This is a genomic window from Bosea sp. Tri-49 (assembly GCF_003952665.1).
In the GTDB taxonomy this organism is placed as follows: Bacteria; Pseudomonadota; Alphaproteobacteria; order Rhizobiales; family Beijerinckiaceae; genus Allobosea.
On record NZ_CP017946.1, the window covers coordinates 3,357,821 to 3,369,597 of the forward strand.

Consider the following 11,777-nt stretch of genomic DNA (forward strand, 5'->3'; position numbering starts at 1 on the left):
ATTCAGCCTGGCCCGGCAAGCCAGGCCGGCAAACGGGCGGGCGCGATACCGGTGAGAGCAGCCTCGATGCAGTCGTCGAGGGTCCCGAGCCTCACCGTGCAGCCGGAGAGCCCCGGCCCGTAGTGAGCGTATTTTCCAGAGGTAGTCAGGACGACCCTGGCCTGCTCCGGGAAAACCGGGCGCGTGATCGAGCACCAGCAGAGGTCGGGAATGACGTCGACGCCGCTCTCCCGCAATTTCGTCATCGTTCCGTCGGCCTCTGCTGCGGCCACAACCTCTCTTCCCGCCGTGATGATGACCGAGACGGTCTTGGCGAGAGGGCGGCCATCGAGCCGTTCCGCGGCAGCCCGGCATTCGTCGAGCGAGGCGTGAGGGCTGCCGATGGCGACAAGATCGACCTCCGAGGGGCCGCTGCTCAGCTTGCGCCAGCCGGCGGCAAGGTCTTCGCGCGTCACCAAAACTTCGTCTTCGATAGCGCCTCCGAGGCTGTCCGCTTCCGGCGTGATGCCCTCGATATGCAGCATGGCCGCAGCGGAAGTCGTTCCGAAGGCGGCGCAGAGCGCCTTGAGATCGTCTCGTGACGGCCGCGTCTCTGTGAGGCCCTTGATCAGCGGGATTCGATCGGGCGAGGCAAGGCCAGCGAGATAGCCGATCAGGGGCCAGGCCGAGGAGTCCGCGCCGTCAGGCAGGTCGATCCGGACCGCACGGCGCGCCCGCCGGCCCTCGTCGAGAAAAGCTCCGGCGCGCGGTGCCCGGCCGGTAACGGCGATGCAGAAATCCAGGAAGTCCGGATGCTTCGCCGTCCGGGCTCCGAGCACGGAGTTGGCGAAGATCACCGCATTTGATTCCGACCAGCCGATCGCCTCTCCGAAACCCGGCGGATCCGGCAGGGAGTAAGGCGCGCAGGTGAAGCTCGCCTGGCAGCCCATGCGCACATAGGCATCGGCGAGGCGCGTCGCCGGCTCGCCGAAATCGCGTGCCACGCCCTGGCGGCGCCAGTTGGCATGATCGACCGAGATGGCGTTCATCGTCGTCGGGACGCGGGCGCGCGCTCCGAGCTGCTCCATCTTCTCGGCGAAGATCAGATTGGCCGGGCCGGCATAGATGCAGCCATCGACATGGGCCCGCGTCACGTCGATGAGGTCGGTCGCTCCCTGCTGGCTCGCCATGGCGCAGATGATGCTCATCGCCTGCCGGGCAGCGATCCCGTCGGCCCCGGCGAGCATGCGATTGTCGGCAGGGGACAGCTGCAGGTCGCCATGGCCCGTCGCAGAGAGGGGGATCCGCACACGCCCGCCGTCCGCAGTTATGCCGTCCGGTGCGATCGTCGCGCCGGCCGCGGAGGACAGGGTGACAAAGGCTTCGTCCGGAAGGCGAATGACGGGAATGCGGCGCCCGAACATCTCCGAGGCGACGATCGCGCCGAGCGTCAGCGTATCCTCCGGACCGGTGAAGATCAGGGCCGCGGGGCTCCTGCCCGAAAGCGCGAGTTCCAGCAGCACACCCGAACCGGAGCAGGAGCCTCGGCTGCTCGGCATCATCACGACCGCACCGGCGAGCGAGACGCCGTGCGAGGGGTGGTGCACGTCGATGACCACTCCCGTCGCGGGATCGACACCACCCCAGAAGCTCAGGGCCTCGTTCAGGACGACGATCGGCCCGGCCGCGTCCCCGGGAGCGACCGCGATCCCGTTATCGTGTCGTGCAGGAGAGTTCATGGAGGCTGTTTAGCGGAAACAAATGCGGGATCGGAACAAGGCAGGGTGCGAAACCGTCCCTCCCGACACAAGTGATATCATCGAATGGTAGGCACGTGTTGAAGCAGCACTCGCCGTCCTGGGTTCGCTCTTCTCCGCCTACCGCAACCTGAAGCTGCCATGACAATCGGGCAGGCGCCCGAACGCAAGAGCGCCGGTCGCCTGCCCCGTCTTCTCGGTCAGACGGCGTTCGGCCGCGCGGTCACCAGCGCCGCCACGGCATCGGCCGTCGCGGCTGACAAGGTCCAGCCGAGATGGCCGTGGCCGGTGTTGTAGAACACACGCGGATTGCGCCCGCGCATGACCCTCGGCAGCATGTCGGGCATCATCGGCCGCAAGCCGGCCCAGGGCGTGACCTGGCGCGTGCTCATTCCGGGAAAGTGCGTGCGGCACCTTGCACGAGCGGCTCGATCCGGCTGGCCCGGATGTCCTTGTTGTAGCCGTTGAACTCGGCCGTTCCGGCGACGCGGAAACGAGTGGCGCCGAGCCGGCTGGTTACGATCTTCGCGCGGTCATCCAGCAGGCTCGTCCATGGTGCCGCCCGCTGATCCGACGTTTCCGGAAGATCGACCGTGATCGAATAGCCCTTCACCGGATAGACGTTGACGCGATCGCCGAGATCGGCGGCGAGTTGGCGGGATGCGACACCGCCGCAGACCACGATGCGGTCGAACCGGTCGCTTTGCGTGCCGACCTCGCCCGCCTCTTCCGTCGGCCTCCAGGTCACCTGAACAGCCTCACCGGCGCCGTGCTCGATCGAGAGCACTTCGCTCGACAGGCGCATCCTCACCCCCCGGCGCTCGCAGGCGCGGGCGAGCCCGTTGGTGAATTTGTGGATGTCGCCGGTGAAGTCAGACGGGGTGTAGAAGCCGCCGTAGAACTCGCCCTTCAGGGACGGCTCGATCGCCCGGATTTCCTCCAGGGTGACGGCACGGCGCTCGAGCCCTCCCCTGGCGAGCAGCGCCGAGACGCGGGCCGCGGCCTCGAACTCCGCCTTGCTGTGGTAGAAGTGCAGGATGCCGCGCTCTTCGCAATCGAATGCGATGCCTTCCTCCCGCGCCATCTGCATGAGGTGAGCGCGGGCTTCGATCGCGAGCCGGGCAGTGGTGAGCGTGTTCTCCTCGTATTTCGGGATCGAGGCGACGAACTGCGCCATCCAGGACAGCTTGTGCCAGGACGGCTTGGGATTGACGAGGAGCGGGGCTCCCGGCGTGAACATCCACTTGATACCCTTCAGAACCGTGGCCCAGCTGTTCCAGACCTCGGCATTCGAGGCCGAGAGCTGGCCGCCATTGGCGAAGGAGGTTTCCATCGCGGCATAGGGCTGGCGGTCGAAGACCGTGACCTCGCAGCCGCGCCGAGCAAGGTTGTAGGCGGTGGTGATGCCGGTAATGCCCGCGCCGATCACGGCGACGCGCGAGATGTCGGATGTGCTCATAGGTGCTCCTGCCCGCGCAATGCGGGTCGTCAGCACCCCCTCTGTCATTGGCCTGAGAGCTTCGTCGCGCCCAATCAGCTGGACTGTCGACTTGCACCATCGGCGCAGAACTGCGGTTCTGCTTTTCAGAGTCGAATCATCGGCAGCGGTACGTTTTGCCTGAGAGTTTCCGGGGTGGTTGCTCCGTCGGCGCCGATCCGATTTTGACGTCGGACCGATCTCTCCCGCTGCCACGAGTGCTAGTGCGCCTGCGATTTCTGTCAAGGGCGATCGGGCCGGAGCACGACCAGGCTCGCCAACCTTCAGCGCTGGCCGCGGGACAGCCACCGACACAGCAACGTAATCCCGCAAGGCGTCTCTTCATCGGTTTTACGGCAGAACGTGAACGCGACAAAAAAGATAAATATTTGATAAATAACGGTTTTATATCGTATTCCAGCACTTCTCCAAGCAGTTCTCCCCGATAATCGCCCCAGCGATTTACCGCTCGTTAACCATTCGATTCCTACATCTGAGCAACCGAAAATTTACCAAGATGACCGCCGTGTTAACCAAACCCCGGCCGATCCGCCTCAAGGGGCGATCCTACCTTGCGCTGACGCTGACACCCGAGCTGCCTTTCGAGGACTGGCTGGTGCGGCTCGACGATCTCGCCGGCCGCTCCGCCGGTTTCTTCCTGCGGCGGCCGGTGGTGCTCGACGTCGAGGGCCTCGATATCGACCGCGCGCAGCTGCGCGATCTCGTCGGCAAGCTCGGCGCGCGCAATGTCCGGATCATGGGGATCGAGGGCGCACGCCCCTCCATGCTCGGGAACGATCTGCCGCCGGCCATGTCGGGCGGAAAGACCACCGGAGACATCGAGGAGCCAGCGGCCGAGCCGACCCAGGAAGCCCCTGTCGCCGAGACCGTGGCAGAGGCTCCCCCCGCGCCGCTGCCCGCGAGGTCCGCGCCGGCGTCGCTCGTCGTCACCCAGCCGGTGCGCTCGGGGCAGTCGATCTTCGCCGAGGGCGACGTGACCATCGTCGGGTCTGTCGCCTCCGGCGCCGAGGTCATCGCCGGTGGTTCGATCCATATCTACGGCACCCTGCGGGGGCGGGCGATGGCCGGCACGCTGGGCAACGCAGAGGCCCGCATCTTCTGCCGCAAGCTCGAGGCCGAGCTGGTCGGCATCGACGGCTACTACAAGACGGCAGAGGACCTGGAGCCCGGCCTGCGCGGCAAGCCCGTCCAGTTCTGGCTCGAAGGTGAAATCTTCACGGCCGGATCACTCGCCTGAAACGACAACGCGTCCACCGGAACTAGGAGAGGTCAATGGGCAAGGTCATCGTGGTCACATCGGGCAAGGGCGGCGTCGGCAAGACGACGTCCTCCGCCGCCCTGGGCGCAGCTTTGGCGCAGAGCGGCGACAAGGTCGTGGTCGTCGACTTCGATGTCGGCCTGCGCAATCTCGACCTGATCATGGGTGCCGAACGGCGGGTGGTCTACGACCTCGTCAACGTGATCCAGGGCGAGGCCAAGCTGACGCAGGCGCTGATCCGCGACAAACGGGTCGAGACGCTCTACCTGCTGCCGGCCTCGCAGACTCGCGACAAGGACAACCTTACCTCCGAGGGCGTCGAGAAGGTCATCGGCGCGCTGAAGAGCCATTTCGACTGGGTGATCTGCGACAGCCCGGCCGGCATCGAGCGCGGCGCCACCCTCGCCATGCGCCATGCCGACATCGCGATCGTCGTGACCAATCCGGAAGTCTCCTCGGTACGCGATTCCGATCGCATCATCGGCCTGCTCGATTCGAAGACGCTGAAGGCCGAGAACGGCGAGCGCATGGAGAAGCACCTGCTCCTCACCCGCTACGACCCCGCCCGCGCCGAGCGCGGCGACATGCTGAAGGTGGACGACGTCCTCGAGATCCTGTCGATCCCGCTGCTCGGCATCATCCCCGAGAGCATGGACGTGCTGCGCGCCTCCAATATCGGCTCGCCCGTCACCCTGGCGGATGAGCGCAGCGCCCCTGCACTCGCCTATTTCGACGCGGTGCGTCGCCTCAAGGGCGAGAACCTGCCGATGACCATCCCCGGCGAGAAGCGCGGCTTCTTCGGCAAGATCTTCGGAAGGAAAGCGGCATGAACCTGCGTCGTCTCTTCTTCCGGCCCCAGTCGGCTCCCGCCGCGCGCGAGCGCCTGCAGGTCCTGCTCGCCCATGAGCGCCTGTCGGCCGACGGCTCCGACCTCGTGACCAAATTGCGCGACGAGATCCTGCGCGTGATCGCCAAGCATGTGCAGGTCGACGACGACAAGGTCACCGTCCGGATGGAGCGCGGACCCCAGGTCTCGACGCTCGCCGTCGACATCGAAATCCCGTTCGATGCGGGCAAGAAGGCGGCCTGAGGGCCGCCTTTCCCATTCCAGGGCGCGGCGGCCTCACATCACCGCAGGCCCGCGACCGTCATATTCGGCGTCCGAGACCTTATCGAGCCAGTCGACGACCTTGCCGTCCAGGGATTCCTGCACGGCGATATGGGTCATCGCTGTCTCCGGCCCGGCGCCGTGCCAGTGCTTCTCGCCCGGCGGGAACCAGACCACGTCGCCCGGCCTGATCTCCTCGACCGGACCACCCCAGCGCTGCACGCGGCCGAAGCCCGCAGTCACGATCAGCGTCTGGCCGAGCGGATGGGTGTGCCAGGCTGTGCGGGCTCCCGGCTCGAAGGTGACGCTGGCGCCCTGTACGCGCTCGGGCGCATGCGGATTGAACAGCGGATCGATGCGGACGGTGCCGCTGAACCAGTCACTCGGGCCTTTCGCCGATGGCCGGGTTCCGGCACGGATGATGTTCATGGTGTCTCCTTAGGTCTGCGTGCGAACCGACAGTGAGGCCGACAACCTAGCCACGCCAGAGCATTCAAAGAATGGCGGCTGGACACAGTTGTGATGAGGCTCCCGGCCTCAATGGAAATCGCGCGATTTCGGCAGGATGCGGACATTGCGCGGATGACGCGCCCGCGGAATCTGCGGATGCTGGAACTCGTCGGCACGGGTCAGCACGATCTCGGCGCGATGGGTATCGGACAGGCTGAGCAGCTCGGCCGAGCGATCGACGACGCGTTTCGCCATCAGGTGGATCACGTTCTCCGGGCTCTTCTGCACCCTGCCCTCGACCAGTAGCAGCCGCGCCGCCATGACCTCGCGGCGGAAGCGCTCGAAATCGCGGGCCCAGAGCACGACATTGGCGATTCCGGTCTCATCCTCCAGCGTGATGAAGATGGCATTGCCCTTGCCGGGGCGCTGGCGCACCAGCACGACGCCAGCGACGCTGGCCCAGGTCCCGTCGCGCATCGCTGACATCTGCTCGCAGCTGGCAATCCGCTCGCGGACGAAGCGGGGCCGCAGCAGGCCCATGGGATGGCCCTTCAGCGAGAGCCGCGCCGTCTGGTAGTCGGCGACGACATGTTCGGCGAGTGGCATAGCAGGCAGTGCAGCGGCCTGCTCGGCGCCGAGTTCGCGCGCCTGTGCCACCTCGAACAGCGGCAGCGCCTCGTCATCCGGCAGGCGGCGCACCGCCCAGAGCGCCTCGCGCCGATCGAGCCCCATCGAGCGGTAGGCGTCGGCATCGGCGAGCAAGCGCATGGCGCGGGCCGGCAAGCGGGCGCGGCGGGCGAGTTCCTCGACATCGCGATAGGGCTCGGTCCGGGCTTCGACGAGGCGCTCCGCCCAGTCTTCCTTGAAGCCGTCGAGTTGGCGAAAACCAAGACGCAGCGCCCAGCGGCTTTTCCAGCCCGGCCCTCCCGGCTCCAGGAGATTGTCCCAGGCGCTGGAATTCACATCGATCGGGCGCGGCCCGACACCACCATTCTCCTGCGCCTCCCGGACGATCTGGGCCGGAGCGTAGAAGCCCATGGGCTGCGAATTCAGCAGCGCCGCGGCGAAGATCGCCGGGTGGTGGCATTTCAGCCAGGAGGAGACATAGACCAGCTTGGCGAAGGAGGCGGCATGGCTTTCGGGAAAGCCGTAGCTGCCGAAGCCCTTGATCTGCTCGAAACAGCGCTGGGCGAAGTCGCGCTCATAGCCGCGCGTCACCATGCGCTCGACCATCATCGCCTCGTATTGGCCGATGGTGCCGGCATTGCGGAAGGTCGCCATCGCCTTGCGCAGACCATTGGCCTCGATGTCGCTGAACTTCGCCGCGACCATGGCGAGGCGCATGGCCTGCTCCTGGAAGAGCGGGACGCCCTCCGTCTTGTTGAGGACCTCGAAGAGCTCGTCCGGCGGGCCGTGCTCCGGCGAGGGAGACGGGTAGGTGACATCCTCGATCTTGGCGCGGCGCTTCAGATAGGGATGCACCATATTGCCCTGGATCGGGCCGGGGCGGACGATCGCGACCTGGATGACGAGATCATAGAGCTTTCGCGGCTTCAGGCGCGGCAGCATGTTGATCTGCGCCCGGCTCTCGACCTGAAAGACGCCGAGCGACTTGCCCTCGCAGAGCATGTCGTAAGTCGCCTTGTCGTTCTGCGGGACATCCGCGAGCCCCAGATCGATGCTCTCTTTATCGCGCAGCAGATCGAACGCCTTGCGGATGCAGGTCAGCATGCCCAGCGCGAGCACATCGACCTTCATCAGGCCGACCGCATCGATATCGTCACGATCCCATTCGATGAAGGTGCGGTCGTCCATCGCGGCATTGCCGATCGGCACGGTCTCGTCGAGGCGGCCGCGCATCAGCACGAAGCCGCCGACATGCTGGGAGAGATGGCGCGGGAAACCGAGCAGGCGCACGGCGAAGCGCACGGCTTGCGCGATCACCGGGTTGTCGGGATCGAGCCCGGCCTGGCGGATCTGGCTGCGGGTGATGTCGGAGCCCCAGCTGCCCCATTGCGTCGAGGCTAGGCGAGCGGTGACGTCCTCGGTCAGCCCTAGCGCCTTGCCGGCCTCGCGCATGGCGCTGCGTGGCCGGTAATGGATCACGGTCGCGGCAATCCCGGCGCGATCACGCGTGTATTTCTCATAAATCCACTGGATCACCTCCTCGCGCCGCTCGTGCTCGAAATCGACGTCGATGTCGGGTGGCTCACGCCGCTCGGTCGAGATGAAGCGCTCGAACAGCACGTCGCTCTCGGCCGGGTTCACGGCGGTGATCCCGAGCACGTAACAGACGGCAGAGTTGGCGGCAGAGCCTCGTCCCTGGCAGAGGATGCCCCTGTTCTCGGCGAAGTCGACGATCTGGCGGATCGTGAGGAAATAACGGGCGTAATCGAGCTTCGCGATCAGGGCGAGTTCCTTGGCCAGCAGATCTCGGACCTTCTCCGGCACCCCCTCAGGATAGCGGATTTCACCGCGCTTCTGGACGAGGTCTTCGAGCCAGGCTTGAGGGCTCCAGCCGGGTGGAATCGGCTCGTCTGGGTACTCGTATTTCAGCTCCGTGAGATCGAACTCGATGCGGCCGAAGAGATACTGGATCTCCTCGATCGCCTCTGGCGCCTCCTTGAAGAGCCGAACCATCTCCTGCGGCGCCTTCAAATGGCGCTCGGCATTGGCCTCGATCAGGCGACCGGCCTTGTCGATCGTCGTGCCCTCGCGGATGCAGGTCAGCAGATCCTGCAGGTCGCGCTGCTCGGGAGCGTCGTAGAGCACGTCGTTGCTGGCGATCAGAGGGGTGCGGGTCGGCGCCGCGATGCTTTTGAGCCGGGCAAGACGGCGGCGATCGTCGCCGCGGCGCGACATGGTGGCGGCGAGCCAGACCGCGCCGGGTGCAGCGGCATCGAGCCGGGCGAGGATCTCGGACAGGCCATCGAGCCGGCGCTCCGGCATGACGATCAGCAGGAGATCGCGGGCATCGTTCAGCAGGTCTTCGAGGTTGAGGATGCACTCGCCCTTGCCACCGCGCAGATTGCCGGTCGTGAGCAGGCGGCAGAGCCGGCCCCAGCCGGCGCGATTGGCGGGGTAGACGACGATGTCGGGCGAGCCGTCGGCGAAGACGAGCCGGCTGCCGGTGGCGAGCTTGAAGGCTTTCGCCATCGCCTGGAGCTGAGGCAAGGTGAAGGGCAAATCGGCGAAGGCCGGGTTCTCGACCCAGATGTATTCGCCGGGGCTGCCACCCTCGCGAATCTTTTCGGGGGCCAATACGCCGTCCTCGCGCAGGTCGCGCAGCGCGCTCCAGGCCCGCACCACGCCGGCAACCGTGTTGCGATCGGCGATGCCGAGGCCGGTCTGGCCGAGCAGCAGCGCGGTCATCACCAGGTTCGGTCCGGGCGAGGCACCACGCAGGAAGGAGAAATTGCTCGCGGCGACGGGTTCGGCATAGGTGATCATGCGAACAGCCCGTGCAGATACCAGCGCGGCGCCGTCGTCTCACGACCATAGAGGCCGGCACGGAAGAGCCAGAAGCGGCGCCCTTGCGCATCCTCGACGCGATAATAGTCGCGGGTGTGCTCGCCCGGCCCATCACGCCACCAGTCCGGCGCGATCCGCTCCGGGCCCTCAGCGCGGGCGATCTCGTGCAGCACGCGCCGCCAGCGGAAGCGCAAGGGCGGGCCATCCGGCACCTCGGCCAGGGTCTCGACCGGCTGGGGCGGCTCGAAGAGCTGGAGCGGGCGGGCCGGCGGCTCGTCCGACTGCGAGACGGGCCAGGATGCCGCGTCCGCCTTGCCGGACGCGGCCGAAACCAGCGCAGCTTCACGCTCAGGCTGATGGCTGTCCTGCGCGACGAAGCGCAGGACACGCTCGCGGCCGAAGCGGGCGACCAGCCGGTCGACCAGATCTGCCACCGCCTCCTCCTTGACGGCGCGCCCGTCGAGGCTCGCCTGCGGCGTACCGAGCGGCTCGCAGACCGGCACGGCGAGCCGGATCGCGTCATAGCCGAAACCGGGATCGAGCGGATCAGCCAGGCTGTCGATGCGCTCGCGATAGAGTCGCAGGATCGCGCCGGCATCGCGTGAGGGCCGGCCGGTCTCCAGCGCCAGCCGGCGCACGGCGCCATCGCTGCGGAAGAAGCTGATCTCGAAGGCGCGCCCGCCCTCGCCACGTGCCTCGAGCAGGCGCCCGGCTTCGCCGAGCAGGCGGGCGACGATCGCCTCGAGCCCGTCGGTATCCTGCAGCGGATCGGGAAAATGCCGTTCGACCACGCAATCGGGCGGTGGCCGCAAGGGCGTGATGCGAGCATCCTCACGGCCGAGAATGCGGCGCAGCTTCGTGACGAACGCCTCGCCGAAGCGGGCGGCGAGCGTGTGCGAGGGCCGGCCGGCGAGGTCGCCCAGCGTCTTCAGCCCGGCGCGCGACAGGGCGATCACCGTCTCGGCCGAAGCCTCCAATGCCGAGACCGGCAGCGGCAGCGTCCGTTGCTCATCCTCGCCCGGACGGGAGACGGCGCAATCGCCAAAACGGGAAAGGGCGCGGGCCGCTTCGGGCGTGCCAGCGATACTGGCGAGCAGGCTCAGGCCGAGCCGACGCATGCCGAGACCGAGCCGCTGGCGCAGAGCCACCTCGCCGCCGAAGAGATGGGCGCAGCCGGTGATGTCGAGCACGAGCCCGTGCGACGGATCGAGCGCGACGAGCGGGGTGAAGCGGTCGCAGAGCGCGGCGAGCCATTCGAGCAGGCGCTGGTCGGCGGCCGGATCGGCCTCGACCACCGTGAGCTCCGGAATGCGGGCGCGGGCATCGGCCAACGTCAGCCCGCGGGTCAAGCCGAGCCGGACGGCACGAATGTCGCAATCGGCGAGGCGCAGCGCGCCGCGATCCTTCTCGACCAGGACGAGCGGGCGCTCATCCGGCCCGGCGGAGCCCCGCCGGCGCAGGCGCTCGCTCGCCAGATAGGGAAACCAGAGGGCGAGATAGCGGCGCTGCATCCCTTTTGCCTCCCTCGCTCCCGATCCTGTCCCGGAAACATCGTTCGTCACGGCCCCACTCCACACGCCACTCACGCTCACCAAGGCCGCCGCGATGGCGCAGCAGCCGTAATCCAAAGGCGGGATCGCCCGGCGCCTGCGCCTCCCGCGGCCGTGACGGCAAGGCGCGGACCTGCCAGCGCGTACTCGCGGCGCTGGGTTCCGGCTCGGCCGCCACCCGCAGCAGCAGGGTCAGAACGCCGGAGGTCTCCGCCGCCAGCGCCAGGCGGCGGCTGGCTGTCAGGTCGAACTGGCGCGGTGCGCCCCAGGGCTCGATCAGCGTCGCCCCGAGCGCGGCGCAGCGCGCCGCCTCTGCGCCGGCCCGCAATGCCCCCTCGCCGTCCCTGACCCTGACGAGCAGGATCTGCGAGGGATCGAGACCGAGCTCGGCCAGGCCCGGTGGGTGCAGGCGCCCGGCCTCGGCATCGAGGAAATCCTGCCGGACCCAGAGCAGAGGCCGCGACCCGGCGGCGCGCAGCGCCAGGGCCGCGGCGAAGCCGGTCGCGGCAGGAAGGTCGGCGCCGGCCGAGGCGTAGACCTCATGCAAAGCGGCGCGCGCGATGCCGCCACCCAGCGGCTCGTCCAGCGAGGGCGTCCCGAAGGCGACGCGCTCCACTGGCGAAAGCTCGCGCGCCAGCCCCGCCAGAGCGAGGCTCTGCCGCAGGGCAGCCAGGGATCGGGTGGGTGCATCGGCCATTGGAGTATA

8 protein-coding genes, 1 pseudogene and 1 riboswitch are annotated in these 11,777 nt (G+C 67.5%); of the genes and pseudogenes, 3 read left to right on the forward strand and 6 right to left on the reverse strand.

Going from position 1 to position 11,777, the window contains the following annotated elements:
* Positions 1–2: 2 nt before the first annotated feature.
* Positions 3–1,718: a cis-3-hydroxy-L-proline dehydratase gene (gene lhpI / locus BLM15_RS16365; protein WP_126113750.1), complete on the reverse strand. Its 1,716-nt coding sequence runs from the start codon at positions 1,716–1,718 to the stop codon at positions 3–5.
* Between the two features lie 218 nt (positions 1,719–1,936).
* A pseudogene (locus BLM15_RS16370) lies at positions 1,937–3,180 on the reverse strand (D-amino acid dehydrogenase).
* Between the two features lie 151 nt (positions 3,181–3,331).
* A riboswitch (glycine riboswitch) is annotated at positions 3,332–3,432 on the reverse strand.
* Positions 3,433–3,730: 298 nt separating this feature from the next.
* Here BLM15_RS16370 and minC point away from each other — a divergent pair.
* From minC to minE, 3 genes are read left to right on the forward strand one after another with little or no spacing between them, the layout of a single operon-like run.
* A complete protein-coding gene (gene minC, locus BLM15_RS16375) occupies positions 3,731–4,471 on the forward strand; it encodes a septum site-determining protein MinC (RefSeq protein WP_126113751.1) in 741 nt (246 codons plus the stop codon).
* A 35-nt stretch (positions 4,472–4,506) separates the two neighbouring features.
* Positions 4,507–5,322: a septum site-determining protein MinD gene (gene minD / locus BLM15_RS16380; protein WP_126113752.1), complete on the forward strand. Its 816-nt coding sequence runs from the start codon at positions 4,507–4,509 to the stop codon at positions 5,320–5,322.
* A complete protein-coding gene (minE, locus tag BLM15_RS16385) occupies positions 5,319–5,582 on the forward strand; it encodes a cell division topological specificity factor MinE (RefSeq protein WP_057188104.1) in 264 nt (87 codons plus the stop codon). Before minD ends, minE begins: the two co-directional genes overlap by 4 nt.
* A gap of 33 nt (positions 5,583–5,615) precedes the next feature.
* Here minE and BLM15_RS16390 read toward each other — a convergent pair whose 3' ends face one another.
* The 4 genes from BLM15_RS16390 to BLM15_RS16405 form a co-directional block, all read right to left on the reverse strand.
* A complete protein-coding gene (locus tag BLM15_RS16390) occupies positions 5,616–6,029 on the reverse strand; it encodes a (R)-mandelonitrile lyase (protein WP_126113753.1) in 414 nt (137 codons plus the stop codon).
* Between the two features lie 108 nt (positions 6,030–6,137).
* The gene (locus tag BLM15_RS16395; RefSeq protein WP_126113754.1) at positions 6,138–9,500 is read right to left on the reverse strand and encodes an error-prone DNA polymerase; all 3,363 of its coding nucleotides are present in this window, start codon (positions 9,498–9,500) and stop codon (positions 6,138–6,140) included.
* Positions 9,497–11,032: a Y-family DNA polymerase gene (locus BLM15_RS16400; RefSeq protein WP_126113755.1), complete on the reverse strand. Its 1,536-nt coding sequence runs from the start codon at positions 11,030–11,032 to the stop codon at positions 9,497–9,499. The genes BLM15_RS16395 and BLM15_RS16400 overlap by 4 nt, the downstream gene beginning before the upstream one ends.
* The gene (locus tag BLM15_RS16405) at positions 10,950–11,768 is read right to left on the reverse strand and encodes an ImuA family protein (RefSeq protein ID WP_126113756.1); all 819 of its coding nucleotides are present in this window, start codon (positions 11,766–11,768) and stop codon (positions 10,950–10,952) included. Before BLM15_RS16405 ends, BLM15_RS16400 begins: the two co-directional genes overlap by 83 nt.
* Positions 11,769–11,777: the final 9 nt, after the last annotated feature.

What these genes read in the sequence shown, in the direction of transcription:
- lhpI (WP_126113750.1), bottom strand. Translation starts at nt 1,718, where the DNA reads ATGAACTCTCCTGCACGACACGATAACGGGATCGCGGTCGCTCCCGGG.
- minC (WP_126113751.1), top strand. Translation starts at nt 3,731, where the DNA reads ATGACCGCCGTGTTAACCAAACCCCGGCCGATCCGCCTCAAGGGGCGA.
- minD (WP_126113752.1), top strand. Translation starts at nt 4,507, where the DNA reads ATGGGCAAGGTCATCGTGGTCACATCGGGCAAGGGCGGCGTCGGCAAG.
- minE (WP_057188104.1), top strand. Translation starts at nt 5,319, where the DNA reads ATGAACCTGCGTCGTCTCTTCTTCCGGCCCCAGTCGGCTCCCGCCGCG.
- BLM15_RS16390 (WP_126113753.1), bottom strand. Translation starts at nt 6,029, where the DNA reads ATGAACATCATCCGTGCCGGAACCCGGCCATCGGCGAAAGGCCCGAGT.
- BLM15_RS16395 (WP_126113754.1), bottom strand. Translation starts at nt 9,500, where the DNA reads ATGATCACCTATGCCGAACCCGTCGCCGCGAGCAATTTCTCCTTCCTG.
- BLM15_RS16400 (WP_126113755.1), bottom strand. Translation starts at nt 11,032, where the DNA reads ATGCAGCGCCGCTATCTCGCCCTCTGGTTTCCCTATCTGGCGAGCGAG.
- BLM15_RS16405 (WP_126113756.1), bottom strand. Translation starts at nt 11,768, where the DNA reads ATGGCCGATGCACCCACCCGATCCCTGGCTGCCCTGCGGCAGAGCCTC.